Source organism: Protofrankia symbiont of Coriaria myrtifolia, assembly GCF_900634755.1.
In the GTDB taxonomy this organism is placed as follows: domain Bacteria; phylum Actinomycetota; class Actinomycetes; order Frankiales; family Frankiaceae; genus Protofrankia; species Protofrankia coriariae.
On the sequence record NZ_CAAAFS010000318.1, the window covers coordinates 18,721 to 38,952 of the forward strand.

Genomic DNA, 20,232 nt, shown 5'->3' on the forward strand with positions numbered 1-20,232 from the left:
TCACGAGTGGCCTCCGGTCTGGCTTGCGTTCACGGGGGCGGTTGGTGCGGGATCGGTGTGCCCGGCGTCCTCGAACGTGGCCGTGACGGTCGGCCGGACGATGTCGATGAGCGGCTTCGGGTAGATGCCGAGGGCGATGATCAGGGCGACCACCGGCGCGACCACGATCTTCTCCCGGACACTGAGATCGAGCACTCCACGAGCATCCTCGGATACCAACGGTCCTGTCATCGTCCGTTGGTAGAGATAGAGGATGTAGATCGCGGCGAGCACGATGCCGCAGGTGGCCACGATGGCCAGTGCCCGGTATCGGGTGAAGGTCCCGACCAGCACCAGGAACTCGCTGACGAAGCTGTTCAGGCCGGGCAGCGCCAGCGACGACAGCCCCGCGATGAGGAAGACACCGGCCAGCACCGGCGTGACCTGTGCCATACCGCCGTAGGCGCTCACGTCCCGGCTGCCGCGCCGGGCCACCAGGAAGCCGACGACGAGGAAGAGCAGGCCCGTCGACAGCCCGTGGTTGACCATGTAGAGGACGGCGCCGGTGCCCGCCTGCGACGTCAGCGCGAAGGTACCCATCGCGATAAAGCCGAAGTGGGCCAGCGAGGTGTACGCCACCAGGCGTTTCATGTCCCGCTGGCCGATGGCGAGCAGCGCCCCGTAGAAGATCCCGATCACCGCCAGCGCGAGCACCATGGGCGCGAAGTAGGACGACGCGTCCGGGAACAGCGGGATGCAGTAGCGGATCAGCCCGAAGGTCCCGACCTTGTCCAGGACGCCCACCAGCAGGATCGCGCCGCCGGTCGGCGACTGCGCGCCCGCGTCCGGCAGCCAGGTGTGGAAGGGGAACAGCGGCGCCTTGATGGCGAAGGCGATGAAGAAGCCCAGGAAGAGCAGCTTCTGCACACCAGGGGTGATATCCAGCTGACGCAAGGTGGCGAAGTCGAAGGTGCCGGTGCCGAGCTGGTCGGCCGAGACGACGTAGAGACCGATCACCGCGGCGAGCATGAGCAGCCCGCCGAGCAGGCTGTACAGCAGGAACTTCACCGCCGCGTAGGACCGCTGCGCCTGCTCTTTGACCGGCCCGTAGCTCCCGATCAGGAAGTACATCGGGATCAGCATCGCCTCGAAGAAGACGTAGAACAGGAAGACGTCGGTGGCGGCGAACACCCCGACCATCCCCGCCTCGAGCGTGAGCAACAGCGCGAAGAACGCCGGGACGCTGCGCCTGCCCACCACGGGAGTGCCGTCCGGGGAGGCGGCATCGACCTCGTCCCAGGAGGCGAGGACGACGATCGGCACCAGCAGCGTCGCGAGCAGGATCAGCACCAGCGAGATCCCGTCGGCACCCACCGAGTAGGAGATGCCGAACTGCTTGATCCAGGAGTACTTCTGGGCGAACTGGAAGCCGGTCCGCGCCGGCTCGTACGCGATGGTCGCCAGCAGCGCCAGCACGAACTCCACCAGCGTGACCGCCAGGGTGATCTGCTTGGCCAGCGTGCCCAGCCGCCGCGGGACGACCGCGACGACGGCCGCCGCGGCGGCCGGGATGATCAGCAGGAGGGTCAACCACGGGAAACTGTTCACGTCATCCGGCCCTTACCAGCAGCGCCGCCACAACCACGAGGACAGCACCTCCCAACATCGACAGCGCGTAGGAGCGGACGAACCCGGTCTGGGTGCGGCGCAGCCGCCCGGACAGGCCGCCGATCCCGGCGGCGGCGCCCCGGACCAGCCCGTCCACCCCGACCGTGTCCAGCCAGACCAGGAAACGGGTGAGGTACTGCCCCGGGCGCATGAACACGGCCTCGTTGAACGTGTTGGCGTAAAGATCGTGTCGGGCGGCCACGGTGACCAGCCCGACCTCGGAGTCGGGGCGGGCGACGGCCTCCACCGGGCGGAGCTGGTAGCGCAGGTAGGCCCCGGCGAAGCCGCCGGCGGCGACCAGCAGGGTCAGCGCCGTGACCACCGCCGGGGAGAGCGTGCGCGCGCCCTCCTCGTGGCTCTCGCCGAGCACCGGTGCCAGCCAGTCCTGCAGGGTGCCGCCGACGATGAACAGCCCACCGGCGAACACCGAGCCCACGGCCAGCAGTGCCATCGGCCCGGTCATCACCGTCGGGGACTCGTGGGGGTGTTTGGCCCGCTCGCCCGAGGACGACCAGCGGCGCTCCCCGTGGAAGGTCAGCAGGAACAGCCGGGTCATGTAGAAGGCGGTGATGCCCGCGCCGAGCAGCGCGGTCAGGCCGAGCAGGTACCCGCTGGTGCCGCCCTTGTCGAAGGCAGTCTCGATGATCTTGTCCTTGGTGAAGAACCCGGACAGCGGGGGAAGACCGATGATGGCCAGGTAGCCGAGGCCGAAGGTGACCCAGGTGACCGGCATCAGCCGCCACAGACCACCGTATTTCCGCATGTCCTGCTCGTCGTCCATCGCGTGGATCACCGAGCCGGATCCGAGGAACAGGCCGGCCTTGAAGAAGCCGTGTGCCAGCAGGTGCGCGATGCCGAGCGCGTAACCGGCCGGGCCCAGCCCCACGGCGAGGAACATGTACCCGATCTGGCTCACCGTCGAGTAGGCAAGCACCTTCTTGATGTCGTCGTAGGCACAGCCGATGACGCAGCCGATAATGATCGTCACGGCGCCGATGATGACGACCACCGTCCGGGCGGCCTGGGTCTCGGTGAAGATCGGGCTGGCGCGGGCGATGAGGTAGACCCCGGCGGTCACCATGGTGGCGGCGTGGATGAGCGCGGAGATCGGGGTCGGGCCCTCCATCGCGTCCGGCAGCCATGCCTGCAACGGGAACTGGCCGGACTTCCCGCAGGCGCCGAGCAGCAGCAGCAGGGCGATCGCGGTCAGTGTGCCGTACCCGATGATGTCGGCCGCGGCGGCGCCGAGCACCGAGTCGTAGTTCGTGCTGCCGACCGTGGCGAACATCAGCATGATGGCCAGGGCGAGCCCCACGTCACCGACCCGGTTCATGTAGAAGGCCTTGTTGGCCGCGGTCGCCGCGGCCGGCTTGTACTCCCAGAACTTGATCAGAAGGAAGGACGACAGGCCGACCAGTTCCCAGCCCGCGTACAGGACGAGGAAGTTGTCCCCGAGGACGAGCAGCAGCATGGACGCCAGGAACAGGTTCATGTAGGCGAAGAACCTGCGCCGCCCGGGGTCATGCGCCATGTAACCGATCGAGTAGACGTGGATCAGCGTCCCCACGCCGGTGATCAGCAGCACGAAGACCGCGGACAGCTGGTCGAAGAGCAGACCGGCGTCCACCTGGAAACCGTTGACCGGAATCCAGGAGAACAGGTGCTGGGCGACCTGCCGGTCCTCGGCGCCACGGCCGCGCAGCTCGAAGAACAGCACCAGCCCCACGACAAAGCTCGCCGCGGAGGCCGCGGTGCCCAGCAGATGGCCCCAGCGGTCGGTCCTCCGCCCGCCGAGCAGCAGGATCAGCGCCCCCGCCAGCGGCAGCACCAGCAGCAGCCACGTCGCCGAGAACACGCCGCTGGCCGCCGCGTATCCCACCTCGTGTCCCACCTCATGCGGCATGGCGTACCTCGTCATCGGAGAGGTGGTCACTGAGGAGGTGGTCAGCGGAGAGATGCTCATTGAAGAGGCGGCCGTCAGGCAGGTGGCCACCAGGAAGGTGCTCGTCTGGCAGGTGGCCGTCGGATGCACGGCCATCGGATGCCCTGCCGCCAGACGCGCCGGCACCACATGTGACACCACATGTGACGACACGGTCCGTATGGCCGTGGGGTGTATGCGTCACTGCACTCATCGTCCGTTCTGCCGTGACCGGGGTTCCGGCCACCACGTCCCACCGGCGCCTGGTGAGGTCGTCACCGGTGGCACACCTGGGGAACTGGCTAGTACTTGAGCAGGTTCACGTCGTCCACCGAGGCGGACCGGCGGGTTCGGAAGATCGTGAGGATGATTGCCAGGCCGATGACCACCTCGGCCGCGGCCACCACCATCACGAAGAACGCCATGATCTGGCCGTCCAGGGTGCCGTTGATCCTGGAGAAGGTGACCAGGGTCAGGTTCGCCGCGTTCAGCATCAGCTCGACGCACATGAAGACGACGATCGCGTTACGGCGCAGCAGGACGCCGACCGCGCCGATGGTGAACAGCAGTGCGGCGAGGATCAGATAGTTCGAGGGGTTCACCGGTCCGTCCCCTTCCCGGCCCTGACCGGACGTGGATTCCCGCGGGCGTGTGTCTCGGCGCCGTTGCCGCCGTCGCCGTTGCCCCCGATGTCCCCGCCGACATCCCTGGCGCCCTGGCCCGCGCCGGGATCGGTGCCACCGCCGGGCAGGCCCGCCGGCAGCCGGGTGCCCTCGGGCCGGGCATAGACGGCCGGCCCGGGAACCGGCGTGACCCGGCCTCCCTCGGCGAACCGACGCCGCAGCATCTCCCGCTGCGTCACCTTGCCGTCGACCCGTTCCCGGTGCCCGAGGATCATGGCGCCGACCGCGGCGATGATGAGCAGCGCGGAAATGATCTCGAACGCGAACACGTAGTCGGTGAACAGCAGGCGGGCGATCGCCTGGATGTTGCCGCCGTCGTTGGCGGCCGCGAGCCCGGCCGCGGTGGTGCCGTTGTCGATCACTCCGCCGATCGGGAACACCAGCAGCCCGGCAAACCCGACTCCCAGGACGATCGCGGCCACCCGCTGACCGCGCAGGGTCTCCACCAGGGAGTCGGAGGAGTCCACCCCGACCAGCATCAGCACGAACAGGAACAGCACCATGATCGCCCCGGTGTACACGACGATCTGCACGAAGCCGAGGAACGGGGCGTCCTGCAGCATGTAGAAGACGGCCAGGCAGAAAAGGTTCGTCACCAGCAGCAGGGCCCCGTGCACGGCGTTGCGGGCGAGCACCATGCCCAGCGCCGCGAGCACCGCGACCGGCGCGAGCACCCAGAACGTCGCGGCCTCACCGGTGGACGTCCGGGTGAACTCCCCCGCCGCCTGGGCCAGGATCTGCGCGCTCATCGGACCGGCTCCGGTTCGCTGTCTTGACCGGGCACGTTGGCGTCGGCACCCTTGCCGGCACCCGTGGCGGCAAGGCCGGATGCGTCGAAGGGGCCGCTGCGGTTCGGGTCGAACCGGTAGTAGTCCGTCTCGCTGTCACCGAGGTACATCGGATGCGGCGGCGCCGTCATCTCCTCGCCCAGCGGGGCGAGCAGCTGTTCCTTGGTGAAGATGAGATCCGACCGGCTGTCGTCGGCGAGCTCGTAGTCGTTGGTCATGGTCAGCGCCCGGGTCGGGCACGCCTCGATGCACAGGCCGCACAGGATGCAGCGCAGATAGTTGATCTGGTAGACGCGCCCGTAGCGCTCCCCGGGGGAGTAACGCTCCTCGTCGGTGTTGTCCGCGCCCTCCACGTAGATCGCGTCGGCTGGGCAGGCCCACGCGCACAGCTCGCAGCCGACGCACTTCTCCAGCCCGTCGGGATGCCGGTTGAGCTGGTGGCGGCCGTGGAAACGAGGCGCGGTCGGCTTCTTCTCCTCCGGATACTGCTCGGTCGTCGGCTTCTTGAACATGGTCGAGAAGGTGACGCCGAATCCCTTGTACGGGTCGAGGATCCCCATGGCTCAGCTCTCCTGCCGCGGTCCACCCGCGACGATGACGGTGGCGGACGACGATCGGTCCGGACCGGTGACGGACGGCGGCCGACCGGCCGCGCTGGCCGTACCGGCGGGCGGCGGCCACGGGATCCGGTCCAGACTGGGCGCGTTACGGATGCGCTCCTGTTCGGCAGCCTCAAGGCGTTCCCGGTGTTTGCGCGCACCGGGATCGATGATCGTGATGATGAGCAGGATGCCGGTGGCGATCCCGAAGCCGATCAGCCATGGCGTCCGGTCGGTGACGTTCTCCCGGTAGACCTTGAAGGTCGCCACGGCGAGCAGCCAGACCAGTCCGACCGGGATCAGGACCTTCCAGCCGAACGCCATGAACTGGTCGTAGCGCAGCCGGGGCAGCGTCCCACGCAGCCAGATGAACAGGAACAGGAACGCCAGCAGCTTCAGCACGAACCAGAGCACCGGGAACCAGCCCGTGTCGAAGTGCGAGAGGTACGGGATCGGCGGCGGCTGCCACCCGCCGAGGAACAACGTCGTCGCCACCGCGGACACGGTCACGGTGTTGATGTACTCGGCGAGGAAGAAGAACGCGAACTTGATCGAGCTGTATTCGGTGTGGAAGCCGCCGACCAGCTCGCCTTCGGCTTCGGGCAGGTCGAACGGCGTCCGGTTCGTCTCACCCACCATCGCGATGCAGTAGATGATGAAGGACGGCACCAGCACCACGTTCCACCAGTGGCTCTGGCCCTCCACGATGCCCGAGGTGGACAGCGTCCCGGAGTTGAGGAAGACCGCGACGAAGGACAGCCCCATCGCGACCTCGTAGGAGATGATCTGGGCCGCCGAACGCAGTGATCCCAGCAGCGGGTAGGTCGACCCGCTCGCCCAGCCCGAGAGAATCAGCCCGTACACGCCCAGCGACGACGCGGCCAGCACGAACAGGACGGCCACCGGCAGGTCCGCGAGCTGCAGGTTGGTGTGCTCACCGAAGATCGACACCTCGGGCCCGAACGGAATCACCGCGAACGCGAGGAAGGCCGGGATCGCCGAGATGATCGGGGCGAGGATGAAGACCGGCCGGTCGGCGAGAACCGGGATGATGTCCTCTTTGAGCATGAGCTTCACACCGTCGGCGAGGCTCTGCAGCCAGCCCTTGGGACCGTGCCGGTTGGGGCCGACACGCTGCTGCATCCGGGCCACGACCTTGCGCTCGAACACGATCGCGAACAGCGTTATCAGCAGCAGGAAGGCGAAGACCGCCACGGCCTTGAGCAGGATCAGCCAGAACGGGTCGTCACCGAAGACGGACAGGTCCGGGTCGGTGGCACCGGCCGCCAGCGCCGGCACGAACGAGGGTGAGTAGCTCATGACCGGCCTTCCGCGCCGCTGCCCGCGACGGCGTCGACAAGATCACGGCCGCCGTCCGGGGTGCCGACGGCCACACTGATGTTCACCACTTCGCCGGCACGCCCGGCGAGCAAGGTATGGACGTGGGAGCCCGGTGAGAAGGTCGGCAGCCACACCACCCGGTCGGGCATCGAGGTGATCTCCAGGGGGAGGGTGATGGTGCCGCGGTCGGTGCTGACGCTGACGGGCGCACCGTCGACCGCGCCGATCTCACCGGCCGTCACCGCGGACAGCCTGGCCCGCGGTGGGCGGGCCGTCCCGGCGAGGTAGGGCTCGCCGTCGAGCAGCCGGCCGTCGTCGATCAGCTGGTGCCAGCTGGCGAGCACCGCCTGGCCCGGTGCCGGCTCGGGCAGCGCGGGCGGCTCGACCGCCGGTGCCGGAACACGGTTGATCTCGGCGCCGGCACGGCCGAACCTCGACAGCTCGCGCGCGGCCGCCCCGGGGTCGTCGACGCCGAGGGCGATCCCCATCCGGGCGGCCAGGATGTGCAGCACCCGCAGGTCCGGCAGCCCGGTGGTCTCCAGGGCCCGCTGGAACGCGCGCAGGCGCCCCTCCCAGTTCACGAACGAGCCTGCCTTCTCCGCCACCGGCGCGACCGGCAGGACCACGTCGGCGACCTCGGTCACCGCGGAGGTGCGCACCTCCAGGGACACGCAGAACGGCACGGAGGCAATCACGTCCAGGGCGGCGGCCGGATCGGGCAGGTCGTGGACGTCCACCCCGGCGATGACGAGCCCGTCGAGCTCACCGGCGGCAGCGGCGGCGAGGATGGCCGCGGTGTCCCGGCCCGGCTCGGCCGGGACGACGGCACCCCAGATCTCCTCGGCCTCAGCACGGGCCACCGGATCCGCCACCGGGCGCCCACCCGGCAGCAGCGACGGCAGGACGCCGACGGCGAGCGCGCCGCGTTCCCCGGCCCGGCGTGGCACCCAGGCCAGCCGCGCGCCGGTCGCCTCGGCCAGCCGCAGCGCCGCGGTCAGCGTCCCGGGGGCCTGCGCGGCGCGCTCCCCCACCAGGATCACGGCCCCGGGAGCGCGCAGCGCGGTGACGACCGGCGACTGAGCCCCGTCCCCGGCCACCAGGGCGGCCAGGGCGGCCAGGGCGGCGGCTTCGGCGCCGGGGACGACCGGCAACAGCGTCCCGGAGATCTTCGTCAGCCCACGGGTGGCCAGCGGGGCGAGCGAGAAGATCGCCGTGCTCTGCTTCCGCGCGGCCTTGCGCAGCCGCAGGAAGATCGTCGGCGCCTCCTCCTCGGGCTCGAGCGCGACCAGCAGGACGCCGGGCGCGGCCTCCAGATCGGCGTGGGTGACCCCGATGCCGGTGCCGGCGACCGCGTGGGCGAGGAACGTCTCCTCCTCGGCCGAGTGCGGCCGGGCCCGGAAGTCCACGTCGTTGGTACGCAGGGCGACGCGGGCGAACTTGGCGTAGGCGTAGGCGTCCTCGCGGGTGAGCCGGCCGCCGGCGAGCACGCCGACGCCGTGGCGGTCCCGGCACTCGGCCAGCCCGCGGGCGGCGAAGGCCAGCGCCTCGCTCCACGACGCCTCGACCAGCTCCCCGGTGGTGTCGTCACGGACCAGCGGGGTGCGCAGTCGGTCGGCGCCATTGGCGTAGGTGAAGGCGAACCGGCCCTTGTCGCAGTTCCACTCCTCGTTGACGGCCGGGTCGTCGGCGGCGAGCCGGCGCCGGACCTTGCCGCGGCGGTGGTCGGTGCGCAGCGCGCAGCCGCCCGCGCAGTGCTCACACGTGGTCGGGGTGGACACCAGGTCGAACGGCCGGGCCCGGAACCGGTACGCCGCGCTGGTCAGCGCGCCCACCGGGCAGATCTGCACGGTGTTGCCGGAGAAGTAGGACTGGAACGGCTCGTCCTCGCTGATCGAGACCTGCTCGTTGGCGCCCCGCTCGAACAGCTCGATGAACGGGTCGCCGGCGATCTGCGCGGAAAACCGGGTGCAGCGCGCGCACAGCACGCAACGCTCCCGGTCGAGGAGGATCTCGGTGGAGATGGCGACCGGCTTCGGGTAGGTCCGCTTGGTCTCCCGGAACCGGGAGACGGCGCCGCCGTTGGCCATCGACTGGTTCTGCAGCGGGCACTCGCCGCCCTTGTCGCAGATCGGGCAGTCCAACGGATGGTTGAGCAGCAGGAACTCCAGCGTCCCCGCCTGTGCCTTCTTCGCCACCGGCGAGGTGAGCTGGGTGCGCACGACCATGTCGGCCGCGACCGTGGTCGTGCAGGATGCGACCGGTTTGCGCTGGCCCTCGACCTCGACGATGCACTGCCGGCAGGCGCCGACGGGGTCGAGCAGCGGATGGTCGCAGAACCGCGGGATCTCGATCCCGAGCAGCTCGGCCGCCCGGATGATCAGTATCCCCTTCGGGACGCTGACCGCGATGCCGTCGATGGTCAGGGTGACGAGATCCGGCGGCGCGGGCTCGGCCGGGGGCTGCGAGGCGCTACTCTTCGACACGGTTGTCATAGTGATCAGTGAGCTCCCGCGAGGGCGTCCGGTGTGCCGGCGACGCGGTCGGTGGCGGTGGGCCCGGTGGGCCCGGTGGGCCCGGTGGCGCCGGTGGGGGTGGCCGGGACGAACTCGTCCCGGAAGAACTTGATCCCGGAGACGATCGGCGAGGTGGCGCCGTCGGCGAGCGCGCAGAAGGCCCGGCCGAAGATGTTGTCGCAGGCGTCCACGAGGGTGTCGACGTCCTCGGCGTCGCCCTGGCCGCGTTCGAGGCGGGAGAGGATCTGGACCATCCAGGTGGTGCCCTCGCGGCACGGCGTGCACTTGCCGCAGGACTCGTGCGCGTAGAACTGGGTGAGCCGCCGGACGACCTTCAGCATGTCCACGGTCTCATCCATGATCATGATGGCGGCGGTGCCGAGCAGGGAGCCAGCCTCGACGACCCCCTCGAAGTCCAGCGGGACGTCGAGATGGTCCGCGGTGAGCATCGGCGTCGAGGAACCGCCCGGTGTCCACGCCTTCAGCCGCCGGCCGCCGCGGATGCCGCCGGCGAGTTCCAGCAGCTCGGCGAGGGTGGTCCCCATCGGCGCCTCGTACTGGCCCGGGCGGGTCACGTGCCCGGACAGGCTGTAGATCTTCGGCCCCGGCGAGCGCTCCCGGCCCATCGAGCGGAACCACTCCACCCCGCGCCGGATGACGAACGGCACGGTGGCGATGGTCTCCACGTTGTTGACCACGGTCGGGGACGCGTACAGCCCGTGGGTCGCCGGGAACGGCGGGCGCAGCCGGGGCTGGCCGCGGCGGCCCTCCAGCGAGTCGAGCAGCGCGGTCTCCTCGCCGCAGATGTAGGCGCCGGCCCCGGAGTGGACGACCAGGTCCAGGTCGAAGCCGCTGCCGAGGATGTCGCGGCCGAGATAGCCGGCCCGGTATGCCTCGGCGACCGCGGCGCGCAGCCGGCGTCCGCAGTGCACCAGCTCCCCGCGCAGGTAGATGAAGGCGCGGTGGGCCCGCACCGCATAGGCGGCGATGATGATGCCCTCCACCAGCGAGTGTGGGTCGGCCGTCATCAGCGGCGCGTCCTTGCAGGTGCCGGGCTCGCCCTCGTCCGCGTTGATGACCAGGTAGTGCGGCCTGTCGTCGCCCTGCGGGATGAAGCTCCACTTCATCCCGGTGGGGAAGCCCGCGCCGCCGCGGCCGCGCAGCCCGGAGTCCTTGACAATCTTGATGATGTCGTCCGGGCCGAGCTCCAGGGCCTGCCGCAGCGCCTGGTAGCCGTCGGTGCTCTCGTAGACGGCCAGCGTCCAGGACTCGGGGGTGTTCCAGCGTCCGGTGAGGACCGGGGTGACCGGCATGGTCAGCTCCCCTTCGTCGAATCGTCGGTCCGCGCGGCGCCGGCCGGCGTGGCCTTACCCGAAGCGGCCTTGGTCGCGGCGGCTCTGACCGGGGCAGCCTTGGCCGGGGCAGCCTTGGCGGGGGTGCCGTTGGCCGGAGCGCCCCTGGCAGCGGTGCTGCCGGCCGGGCCGGCGGCCGTGGCGTCGGCGGTGCCCGTGACCAACAGCCCGGCCACGGACGGCTCGCCTACGCCCGGACCGGCGACCGCCTCGGGCCGCGGGTCGGGGAGGCCGGCGAGCTGCCGGGACGCCTCGGCGAACGTGCACAGCGGCGCGCCCCGGGTCGGGGCCGGCCGCTCGCCACGCCGCAGCGCCTCCACGATCTCGCTCGCGGACTGCGGGTCGACCTGGTCGAAGAACTCGTAGTTGACGGTCAGCACCGGCGCGTAGTCGCACGCGGCCAGGCACTCGGCGTGCTCAAGGGTGATCGTGCCGTCCGCGGTGGTCTGGTCGTGCCCGACCCCGAGCTCCTGCGAGAGACGGGCGTAGACCTCCTCGCCGCCGAGCAGCGCGCAGGAGAGGTTGGTGCACACCGACACCAGCCAGTCGCCGACGGGCCGGCGCTTGTACATCGTGTAGAAGGTGGCGACCGCGCTCACCTCGGCCTGGGTGATGCCGAGCAGAGAGGCGCAGAACTCCACCCCCTCGGAGGTGACACAGCCGTCCTCGGCCTGCACGAGGTGCAGCAGGGGCAGCAGCGCCGACCGGGAGTGCCCGGACGGGTACCGCGCGATGATGTCCGCTGCCGCGGCGCGGGTTTCTTCGGTGAGCGGCACTACCGGTCAACTCCCCCCAGGACTGGGTCGACGGAGGCCACGCCGACGATCACGTCCGCGACCTGTCCGCCTTCGGTCATCGCCGGGACCGCCTGCAGGTTGACGAAGCTTGGTTCCCGGACGTGGACGCGGTACGGCCTGGTGCCGCCGTCGCTGACCACGTGGTAGCCCAGTTCGCCGCGAGGCGACTCCACGGCCGTGTACACCTGCCCGGCCGGCACCCGGAAACCCTCGGTGACCAGCTTGAAGTGGTGGATCAGGGCCTCCATCGAGGTACCCATGATCGTGCGGATGTGATCGAGGGAGTTGCCCATCCCGTCGGCGCCGATCGACAGCTGGGCCGGCCAGGCGATCTTCTTGTCCGCGACCATCACCGGGCCGGGCTTCAGCCGGTCCAGGCACTGTTCGACGATCTTCAACGACTCGCCCATCTCCGCCAGTCGTACCAGGTAGCGGGCGTAGGAGTCGCCGTCCAGCGAGGTGGGGACGTCGAACTCGTAGGTCTCGTAGCCGCAGTACGGGACGGTCTTGCGCAGGTCCCACTCCAACCCGGCGGCACGCAGCACCGGGCCGGTCACGCCGAGCGCGATGCAGCTGGCCGCGTCGATGTAGTTGACGTCGACCATGCGGCCCTTCCAGATCGGCTGCCCCGACAGCAGGGCGTGATACTCCTTGATCCGCTTGGGCATGTCGACGAGAAACGCCTGAATATCGCGTATGACGTCGTTCGGAAGGTCCTGGGCCAGCCCGCCGGGACGGACGTAGGCGTGGTTCATCCGCAGCCCGGTGATCTTCTCCAGGAGGTCGAGAATCTTCTCCCGCTCCCGGAAACCGAAGATCATCCCAGTGGTGGCCCCGATCTCCATGGCGCCGGTGGCCAGCCACACCAGGTGCGAGGCGATCCGCTGCAGCTCCATCACCAGCACCCGGATGACCGTGGCCCGCTCGGGGACCTCGTCGGTGATGCCGAGCAGCTTCTCCAGCGCCAGGCAGTAGGCCGTCTCGTTGAACAGCGGCGCGAGATAGTCGGCGCGGGTGAGGAAGGTGACCGCCTGCGTCCAGGTGCGGAACTCGCAGCTCTTCTCGATCCCGGTGTGCAGGTAGCCGATGACGACCTGGGTCCGGGTGACCGTCTCGCCCTCGATCTCCAGGACGAGCCGCAGCACCCCGTGCGTGGACGGGTGCTGGGGACCCATGTTGACGGTGAGGCGCTCGGAGTAGTCCTCGCCGCCGATCACCTGCTCCCAGTCACCGCCGGTGACGGTGTAGACCCGCTCCCCCGCCGACTCGGTGAAGCCGGCCTCGTAGGCGTCGCCGTATCCGGGAGCGTCGTCGTACCCAGGAGCGTTGTTCTGTCCAGGAGCGTCCCCGCGCCCAGAGGCGCTGTCGTGCCCGGAAGTGCTGTCGTATCCGGGAGCGCCGTCGACGGGCGGTCCGGCGGATGTGGTGGAGCCGGCCGCGGAGGTGAACGCGGCTGACGTGTCGAACGTGTGGGTCATAACGAACCTCGTAGACAAAGACGACACGGGGTGGAACGACGCCGCCGCGAGCCACCGGCCACGGCGCTCGTGCCGGACAGCGCACTCGTACCGGCCATACCGGCCGTACCGAACAGATCGGCTGCACCGAGCAGGCTGGTCATGAATAGCTCCGGCGGCTGTCCGGTGCCGGTACCTGAGCGCCCTTGTAGTCGACCGGTACGCCGCCGAGCGGGTAGTCCTTGCGCTGCGGGTGGCCGATCCAGTCGTCTGGCATCATGATCCTTTCCAGGCCGTCCCGGCCGGAGAAGACGATGCCGAACAGGTCGTAGGTCTCCCGCTCGTGCCAGTCCGCGGTCGGCCAGACAGCCATGACGCTGGGGACGGTCGGGTCGTCGTCGGCCACCGAGACCTCCAGCCGAACGCGGCGGCGCCAGGTCATCGACGTCAGGTGGTAGACGGCGTGCAGTCGGCGTCCGGTCGGATCGTCGGGATAGTCCGCGCCGGAGACCCCGGAGAGCAGCTCGAAGCGCAGCTGAAGGTCGTCCCGCAGGGTCTGGGCGACCGCGAGCAGATGATCGCGCCGGACGTGCAGGGTCAGCTCCCCGCGGTCGACGACCACCCGTTCGAGCGCGTCGGTGAGCTGCGGAAAGGCACGCTCGAGGGCGTCGTAGACGGTGTCGGCGTCAGCGTCGCCGAACGGCCGGGAGCTCGAGGCGAGCACCGGCGGGTTGCGAACCAGACCGCCGAAACCGGAGGTGTCACCGGAGCCGGAAGCTCCGAAGGCGTCCTGCCGACGCGGCCCGCCCTTGCCCGACGCCGCGCCGGCCGCCGGTACGAGCTCGCTCATGACGCCGCCTCACCAGTGGAATCCTCGCTCCCGGCACGCCGGCCGGCTGATCCGGCCGATCCGGCCGGCCCGGCGGCCGGCGACAGGCGCTTGGTCCGGCCGAAGACCGACTCCGGGGGGATGGCGGCCGGTCGCCGGTCGTCGAGGGCCGGCTCGACCGCGCCGATCCCGGCCGGCGCCGGAGCACCCGCCGGCAGGCGGAACCGCCTGCGGTCGTTGACCGACAGCGTGCTGGTGTCGACGGCACCGGCCGGCAGGCCCGCGCGCGCCGTGGCCACCTCGATCGGCTTCGGGTAGGGCGACTCGCCGACCTTCGTGTAGGCGACCTTGCCGGTGATCGTGCCGGCCAGGATCTTCTCGTGCAGCTTCAGGATCGCGTCCATGAGCATCTCCGGCCGCGGCGGGCAGCCCGGCAGGTACATGTCCACCGGGACGATGTGGTCGACGCCCTGCACGATGGCGTAGTTGTTGAACATCCCACCGCTGCTCGCGCAGACGCCCATGGACAGCACCCACTTGGGCTCGGGCATCTGGTCGTAGATCTGGCGCAGCACCGGGGCCATCTTCTGGCTCACCCGACCCGCGACGATCATGAGGTCGGCCTGCCGGGGGCTGGCCCGGAACACCTCCATCCCGAACCGGGCGAGGTCGTAGCGGCCGGCGCCGGTCGACATCATCTCGATCGCGCAGCAGGCCAGGCCGAACGTCGCCGGCCACAGGGAGGACCGCCGCGACCAGTTGGCCATCTTCTCGACGGTGGTGAGCAGCAGGCCACCGGGCAGCTTCTCTTCTAGTCCCATTCCAGGCCTCCCCGCCGCCACACGTAGGCGTAGGCGACGAAAACGGTCGCGATGAACAGCACCATCTCGACGAGCCCGAAGGTCCCCAGAGCGCCGAACGCGACCGCCCACGGATAGAGGAAGATGATCTCGATGTCGAAGACGATGAACAGCATCGCCGTCAGGTAGAACTTCACCGGAAAACGATGTGGGCCAACCGGCTCGCGCGGCGGTTCGATTCCGCACTCGTACGCGTCGAGCTTGGCACGGTTGTACCTCTTCGGGCCGACCAGCGCGCCCGTGATCACAGATCCGATCGCGAACGCCGACGCGATCACTAAAAGCACGAGGATCGGCACGTAGTTCGACAGCATGCCGAGCTCCTCTCTACAGGTCCGATGCGGGACGTGGCAGTTTTCGGTTCGCGGTTTTCGGTTCGCTGTTCCGGTTCGCGGCCGTGAGCTCACCGCTGGCCGCCGGGACGCGGCTGGCGCGGCAAGGACGGCCGGCTCACGGCGCCGACACCGATCACGGTCACCGGTTGTCCCGACTCCGGTCGCCGGGCGCCGCCAGGGAGCCTACGCGACGCCCGCCCCAGACGCGCGGACCGGTTTCCCAGCGGCGATCCGGCGGGCGGAAAAAGCATGATCGGGCTGCCGTTGGCCCCCGGAACGAGTGAGCATCAATGCACGCCCGCCGCATGTCTGGCCACAAACCGATGCTGTCGATGCGGCCACTGGTCTGTTCACTGGGCGGAAGCCGTGTGCCGGAAAACCGTGACCCCGTGTTTCGCCAGTGCCGCCACCATCCGCTCGGGCCGCTCGGGCTGCTCAGGTCGCGGGCGCGAGCCGGGACATAGCGTTGATCAGGCGGTCCAGCGCATCACCCCCTCGCGGGTCGGTGAGATTCGCCAGCAGCTTCAGGGTGAAGCGCATGAGCGTCGGTCGCGGCAGCCCGTAACGGGTCAGTATCCGCATCACGGACGGGTTCCCGATCAGTTCGACGAACACCCGCCCGAGTGTGTAGTAGCCGCCGTAGCGTTGCCGGAGAACGTCCGGGTAGGCCTGCAGCGCCCGCTCCCGGGCCGGCCCCTGGGAGCGGGCCAGCGCCTGGACGGCCACTTCGGCCGCGAGCCGTCCGGACTCCATCGCGTAGGCGATCCCCTCGCCGTTGAACGGGTTGACCGTCCCACCGGCGTCCCCGACCAGCAGCAGGCCGTCGCGATAGTGCGGCGCGCGGTTGAAGGCCATCGGCAGGGCGCCGCCGCGGACCGGCCCGACCGCGTTCTCCTCGGTGTAGCCCCACTCCGGCGGCAGCGCGTTGAGCCACCGCCGCAGCAGGTCCCGGTAGTCGGTGTGCTGGAAGGCGCTGGTGGTGTTGAGCATGCCGAGCCCGACATTGCTCGTCCCGTCGCCCACCCCGAAGATCCACCCGTAGCCGGGCAGCAGCCGGGACGCGCCGGGCTTTCCCTCCCACAGCTCCAGATGGGACTCCAGGTAGTCGTCATGCGTGCGGGGGCTGCGGTAGTACTGGCGCACCGCCACCCCCAGCGGACGGTCCTCCCGGCGGCGGATGTCCAGCGACAGCGCCATCCGCGCGCTGTTCCCGTCCGCGGCGATCACCAGTGGGGCGCGGAAGGCCAGCGGCTGCCCACCGCGGGACGCCCTGGCCTGCACTCCGACGACCCGTCCGGTGCGCTCGTCGCGGATCGGGCCGGTGACGGTGGTCTCCTCCCGCAGCTGGGCGCCGGCCTTCTCGGCGTGCCGGACGAGCAGCTCGTCGAAGTCGAGACGGGGCCGGACCAGGCCGTAGTCCGGCCAGTTCGCCAGCTCCGGCCAGGGCAGCTCGAGCCGCAGCCCACCGCCGATGACACGCAGGCCTCGGTTGCGGGCCCATCCGGAACCGGCCTGAACCGTGCCGGTCGCGCTGGCCGCCGGGCCAGCGGTGGCACCGGCGTCCGCGGGCGCGCCGGTGGCCGCGGCCGTGCCAGTGCCAGTGCCAGTGCCGACGCTGGTGCCAGGGCCGCTGCCCATGTCGGCATCGGTGCCGGTGTCGATGCCCATCTCGATCAGGCTGCGCACGGCACGGGGGGTCAGCCCGTCACCGCAGACCTTCTCCCGAGGGAAGCGGGTCTTTTCCAGCAGGACGACAGCGAGCCCGGTCCGGGCCAGGTGGCAGGCGGCCGCCGAGCCGCCGGGGCCGGCACCAACGACTATGACATCGGCATGCTCGGCCTGGACCGCTGTCATGATCACACATCTCCGGATCGCCGGTTGTATTCCCATTTGCTGTACTGCCGCCGCTCGTGAAGGTTTTCACGAGCGCAACGGCGAGTCTAGGCCCTGCGCCCGTCGTCGGCACAGGCGCCAGGATCGCGCCGACCCCCGCGCCGCGCCGTCCGGCCGGCGCACACGGGCGCCATCAGCCAAACAGTGAACAAACAGCGGACAACAGAAGTCAATCTTCACTGACGGTAGTCATGAGAAACCCAACTTTTATCGGACATACCGTATATTCGGGTCCGCGCGACAATCACGGCCGACAATCGACACGGCCGGCAAAGCCATGGCCGACAGGCACGGCCGACAGCCCATGGGTCGACAGGCACGACCGGCCGGCACCCGGTCGTGCGCTCCCACCCCCGCCGGCTCCACCGCCCGCGCCGCGCCCACCGGACTTACGGAGCCGGCAGGCCACCGCACCCCGCACCCGCACGCCCGCGGCCGGCCCGGACGGCAGGCGGCCCGGCCGGCCGGTCTGCCCAGATCACCCGCTGAATGGTGGACGATGCACCGAACGACCATGGGCGTACTGGAACGACAGTGATTGATCCCGCACGCTGAGATGCTGCGGAGCATGGGTCGCGCCGTCTCTGATGCGATCCTCTCGTAGAGCCGCATCCACACCGGATGCGCCGGACAGGAGCAGAACACAGATGAGCCGCGAGACCGTGACGCTGTCCACCGCGGACGGGCCCATGCAGGCCGCCGTCGCCCACCCGGCCGACAGGCCTCGAGGCGGGGTCGTCGTCGTCCAGGAGGCGTTCGGGCTCACCGACCACATCGTGGACGTGTGCGACCGGTTCGCCACCGCCGGCCCTCTTCCACCGGGTGGGCTCGCCGGTCTTCCCCTACGGCGGGGACTTCACCGCGGTCCGGCAGGCCATGCAGACGCTCAACAGCCTCGACATCCTGGAGGACGTCGACGCGAGCATGGCCCTGCTCGCCGACGAGGGGACCGCCGTCGACCGCATCGCGGTGGTCGGCTTCTGCATGGGCGGGTCAGTCGCCACCATCGCGGCCGTCCACCGCCCGCTCGGGGCCGCCGTGAGCTTCTACGGCGGCGGGCTCGCCGAGGGCAGGTTCGGCGAGGCACCTCTGATCGAGATCGCGCCCCGCCTGCAGGCCCCGTGGCTGGGCCTGTTCGGCGACCGTGACCAGGGCATCCCGGTGGAGCAGGTCGAGGCCCTCCGGTCGGCGGCGCGGGAGGCGGCCATGCCCACGCAGGTCGTCCGCTATCCGGATGCCGAGCACGGGTTCCACTGCGACGCCCGGCCCGCCGTGTACAACGCCGCCGCGGCCGAGGACGCCTGGGCCCGCACCCTGACCTGGCTGGACGCCCACATCCCAACCTGACCATCCGGACCCGCCCGTCCGCCCATCCGATCAACCGGTCCGGCCGTCCCGCCTGGTCTCTCGGCCCCGGTCATCCGGGCCACCACCGGCCGGCCGCCGGCCACTGCCGGCCGCTGTCGGCCAGGCCAGGCAAGCCGTCAGGCCGGACGCCAGGCGCGGTGCAGGGCCACGATGCCGCCGGTGAGGTTGCGCCAGCCCACCCTGGTCCAGCCCGCGCCGGCGATGCGGTCGGCAAGGGCCGACTGGTCCGGCCAGGCCCGGATCGACTCGGCCAGGTAGACGTACGCGTCCGGGCTGCTGCTGACGAGCCGGGCGAGGCCGGGCAACGCCCGCATCAGGTACTCCGTGTAGACCGTGCGCCACGGCGCCCAGGTCGGGCGGCTGAACTCGCAGATCACCAGACGCCCGCCCGGACGGGTCACCCGTGCCAGTTCCGCCAGGCACACCTCGACGTCGACCACGTTGCGCAGGCCGAACGAGACCGTCACCCGGTCGAAGGACGCCGCCGCGAACGGCAGCGCGAGCCCGTCCCCGGCGACCAGCGCCACCGCGCCACCGCCGGGGGCGGCCGGGCGCTGACGCAGGCGGTGCTGCCCGACCCTGAGCATGCCCAGCGAGAAGTCGCAGGCCACGACCGAGGCGCCACGGGCGGCGAACGCCCGCGACGAGGTGCCGGTACCGGCTGCCAGATCCAGTACCCGCAGCCCCGGGCGCAGGTCCAGGGCGTCCGCGGTGGCGCCGCGCCAGGTGCGGTCCAGACCGGCCGAGAGCACCGCGTTGGTCAGGTCGTAGCGCCGGGCAACACCGTCGAACATGGCCGCGACCTCGTCCGGCCGCTTCTCCGGCCCGGCCACCCGCGCCGGAGCCTCACCCACGGGGCCCGCCGGGCTCCTCGTACTTCGCATGCTTCTTCCCAGGCTCCCCGTAATTCTTTCCGGGACTCGCGGGCTTCGCGAACTTCCCAGGTCCTCCGGACCGCGCGGGCTGCGCGCTCTCCGCGGGCCCTGCGGACGTTGCCGGCCTGCCGGTCCTGTCATATTTTCCAGGCCTTTCCCGCGCTCCGGGCCTGCCGCTTCCGCTCGGCTTCCCGGGCTTCCCGGATCTTCCAGGATTTTTCGGTTCTCTGGATTTTTCAGGCCTGCCGGGATTTCCGGATCCGCTGGGCCCGCCGGGATGGCACTCACCGCGGCACCGCCGCGGTTCCGGCACCGTCGGTGAATCCGACCCCGGCGTCGGCCCCCGGCCCAGCCGTGGGCACGACCGCTGGTCTCCCAGCCGCGGTGACGGGCGGCGAGGAGGCGGCCGCGGCAATGCCGGCGGCCAGCGGATCCGTACGGACGGCCGTGGCCAGCGCCGCGGCCACGGCGTCCCAGTCGGCGCCGGCGCCGATCGCCGCCAGCCGCTGTCGCGTCGCGGCGTCACACAGCGCACCGGCGACACCGGCCTCGTACAGATCACGGGCGGACACGCCCAGTGCCGCGGCCACAGCGTGCTCACGGCCGAGATCGGTGTCGAACATGGCCGGGTCGTCGGTGGCCAGCGAGCAGCGCACCCCCGCGTCGACCAGCGCGGGCAGGGGATGCCCGGCAAGATCCGCCACCGAACGTGTCCGCAGGTTGGACACCGGGCAGACGTCCAGGACGATGTCCCGATCGACGAGCTCGGCCACGAGACCGGGATCGTCCAGGGCGCGGATGCCGTGCCGGATGCGGCGCGCGCCCAGGGCGTCCAACGCGCCGCGGATCGAGGCCGGCCCGCTGCTCTCCCCCGCGTGCGGGACGGCGGCCAGCCCGCCGTCGGCGGCGATGGCGAACGCCCGCGCGTACGGTTCGGGCGGATGGCCGGCCTCCGGCCCGCCCAGCCCCCCCCC

15 protein-coding genes and 2 pseudogenes are annotated in these 20,232 nt (G+C 70.6%); 1 reads left to right on the top strand and 16 read right to left on the bottom strand.

Annotation, left to right across the window (positions count from 1 at the left end; all coding sequences use genetic code 11):
* From CM1CMNOD_RS18690 to CM1CMNOD_RS18755, 14 genes are all read right to left on the bottom strand, one after another.
* Window positions 1–1,587 (bottom strand): NADH-quinone oxidoreductase subunit M, encoded by a 1,587-nt coding sequence (locus tag CM1CMNOD_RS18690; protein WP_013875146.1) that lies wholly within the window; start codon window positions 1,585–1,587, stop codon window positions 1–3.
* A gap of 1 nt (window position 1,588) precedes the next feature.
* Complete coding sequence (gene nuoL / locus CM1CMNOD_RS18695; RefSeq protein ID WP_043607153.1) at window positions 1,589–3,550, bottom strand: NADH-quinone oxidoreductase subunit L; 1,962 nt, start codon at window positions 3,548–3,550, stop codon at window positions 1,589–1,591.
* 320 nt (window positions 3,551–3,870) lie between these two features.
* Window positions 3,871–4,170, bottom strand: a complete 300-nt coding sequence (gene nuoK / locus CM1CMNOD_RS18700; protein ID WP_013875148.1) for an NADH-quinone oxidoreductase subunit NuoK — start codon at window positions 4,168–4,170, stop codon at window positions 3,871–3,873.
* Window positions 4,167–5,000, bottom strand: a complete 834-nt coding sequence (locus tag CM1CMNOD_RS18705) for an NADH-quinone oxidoreductase subunit J (RefSeq protein WP_013875149.1) — start codon at window positions 4,998–5,000, stop codon at window positions 4,167–4,169. The genes nuoK and CM1CMNOD_RS18705 overlap by 4 nt, the downstream gene beginning before the upstream one ends.
* A complete protein-coding gene (gene nuoI, locus CM1CMNOD_RS18710) occupies window positions 4,997–5,599 on the bottom strand; it encodes an NADH-quinone oxidoreductase subunit NuoI (RefSeq protein ID WP_013875150.1) in 603 nt (200 codons plus the stop codon). Before nuoI ends, CM1CMNOD_RS18705 begins: the two co-directional genes overlap by 4 nt.
* A gap of 3 nt (window positions 5,600–5,602) precedes the next feature.
* Window positions 5,603–6,958, bottom strand: a complete 1,356-nt coding sequence (nuoH, locus tag CM1CMNOD_RS18715) for an NADH-quinone oxidoreductase subunit NuoH (protein ID WP_013875151.1) — start codon at window positions 6,956–6,958, stop codon at window positions 5,603–5,605.
* Complete coding sequence (locus CM1CMNOD_RS18720; protein ID WP_013875152.1) at window positions 6,955–9,471, bottom strand: NADH-quinone oxidoreductase subunit G; 2,517 nt, start codon at window positions 9,469–9,471, stop codon at window positions 6,955–6,957. The genes nuoH and CM1CMNOD_RS18720 overlap by 4 nt, the downstream gene beginning before the upstream one ends.
* Window positions 9,472–9,476: 5 nt before the next feature.
* Window positions 9,477–10,805 (bottom strand): NADH-quinone oxidoreductase subunit NuoF, encoded by a 1,329-nt coding sequence (nuoF, locus tag CM1CMNOD_RS18725; protein ID WP_013875153.1) that lies wholly within the window; start codon window positions 10,803–10,805, stop codon window positions 9,477–9,479.
* A gap of 2 nt (window positions 10,806–10,807) precedes the next feature.
* Window positions 10,808–11,620 carry an NADH-quinone oxidoreductase subunit NuoE gene (gene nuoE / locus CM1CMNOD_RS18730; RefSeq protein ID WP_013875154.1) on the bottom strand — a complete coding sequence of 271 codons (813 nt, stop codon included), beginning with the start codon at window positions 11,618–11,620 and terminating at the stop codon, window positions 10,808–10,810.
* The gene (locus CM1CMNOD_RS18735) at window positions 11,620–13,119 is read right to left on the bottom strand and encodes an NADH-quinone oxidoreductase subunit D (RefSeq protein WP_013875155.1); all 1,500 of its coding nucleotides are present in this window, start codon (window positions 13,117–13,119) and stop codon (window positions 11,620–11,622) included. The genes nuoE and CM1CMNOD_RS18735 overlap by 1 nt, the downstream gene beginning before the upstream one ends.
* A 139-nt stretch (window positions 13,120–13,258) precedes the next feature.
* Window positions 13,259–13,948 (bottom strand): NADH-quinone oxidoreductase subunit C, encoded by a 690-nt coding sequence (locus tag CM1CMNOD_RS18740; protein WP_013875156.1) that lies wholly within the window; start codon window positions 13,946–13,948, stop codon window positions 13,259–13,261.
* Window positions 13,945–14,748 (bottom strand): NuoB/complex I 20 kDa subunit family protein, encoded by an 804-nt coding sequence (locus tag CM1CMNOD_RS24200; RefSeq protein WP_013875157.1) that lies wholly within the window; start codon window positions 14,746–14,748, stop codon window positions 13,945–13,947. The genes CM1CMNOD_RS18740 and CM1CMNOD_RS24200 overlap by 4 nt, the downstream gene beginning before the upstream one ends.
* Window positions 14,739–15,098: an NADH-quinone oxidoreductase subunit A gene (locus tag CM1CMNOD_RS18750; protein ID WP_043607163.1), complete on the bottom strand. Its 360-nt coding sequence runs from the start codon at window positions 15,096–15,098 to the stop codon at window positions 14,739–14,741. Before CM1CMNOD_RS18750 ends, CM1CMNOD_RS24200 begins: the two co-directional genes overlap by 10 nt.
* A gap of 459 nt (window positions 15,099–15,557) precedes the next feature.
* Window positions 15,558–16,976 carry a geranylgeranyl reductase family protein gene (locus CM1CMNOD_RS18755; protein WP_013875159.1) on the bottom strand — a complete coding sequence of 473 codons (1,419 nt, stop codon included), beginning with the start codon at window positions 16,974–16,976 and terminating at the stop codon, window positions 15,558–15,560.
* A 728-nt stretch (window positions 16,977–17,704) separates the two neighbouring features.
* Here CM1CMNOD_RS18755 and CM1CMNOD_RS18760 point away from each other — a divergent pair.
* Window positions 17,705–18,362, top strand: a pseudogene (locus tag CM1CMNOD_RS18760) (dienelactone hydrolase family protein).
* A gap of 137 nt (window positions 18,363–18,499) precedes the next feature.
* Here the strand turns inward: CM1CMNOD_RS18760 and CM1CMNOD_RS18765 are convergent.
* Window positions 18,500–19,237, bottom strand: coding sequence for a demethylmenaquinone methyltransferase (locus tag CM1CMNOD_RS18765; protein ID WP_013875160.1), 738 nt, complete (start codon window positions 19,235–19,237; stop codon window positions 18,500–18,502).
* Window positions 19,238–19,542: 305 nt separating this feature from the next.
* A pseudogene (locus tag CM1CMNOD_RS18770) lies at window positions 19,543–20,232 on the bottom strand (adenosine deaminase); the annotation flags it as partial.

Bases quoted from the DNA above. Each gene is read 5' to 3' on its own strand.
- nuoL (WP_043607153.1), bottom strand. From the start codon at position 3,550: ATGCCGCATGAGGTGGGACACGAGGTGGGATACGCGGCGGCCAGCGGC.
- CM1CMNOD_RS18705 (WP_013875149.1), bottom strand. From the start codon at position 5,000: ATGAGCGCGCAGATCCTGGCCCAGGCGGCGGGGGAGTTCACCCGGACG.
- nuoI (WP_013875150.1), bottom strand. From the start codon at position 5,599: ATGGGGATCCTCGACCCGTACAAGGGATTCGGCGTCACCTTCTCGACC.
- nuoH (WP_013875151.1), bottom strand. From the start codon at position 6,958: ATGAGCTACTCACCCTCGTTCGTGCCGGCGCTGGCGGCCGGTGCCACC.
- CM1CMNOD_RS18720 (WP_013875152.1), bottom strand. From the start codon at position 9,471: ATGACAACCGTGTCGAAGAGTAGCGCCTCGCAGCCCCCGGCCGAGCCC.
- nuoF (WP_013875153.1), bottom strand. From the start codon at position 10,805: ATGCCGGTCACCCCGGTCCTCACCGGACGCTGGAACACCCCCGAGTCC.
- CM1CMNOD_RS18735 (WP_013875155.1), bottom strand. From the start codon at position 13,119: ATGACCCACACGTTCGACACGTCAGCCGCGTTCACCTCCGCGGCCGGC.
- CM1CMNOD_RS18740 (WP_013875156.1), bottom strand. From the start codon at position 13,948: ATGAGCGAGCTCGTACCGGCGGCCGGCGCGGCGTCGGGCAAGGGCGGG.
- CM1CMNOD_RS24200 (WP_013875157.1), bottom strand. From the start codon at position 14,748: ATGGGACTAGAAGAGAAGCTGCCCGGTGGCCTGCTGCTCACCACCGTC.
- CM1CMNOD_RS18755 (WP_013875159.1), bottom strand. From the start codon at position 16,976: ATGACAGCGGTCCAGGCCGAGCATGCCGATGTCATAGTCGTTGGTGCC.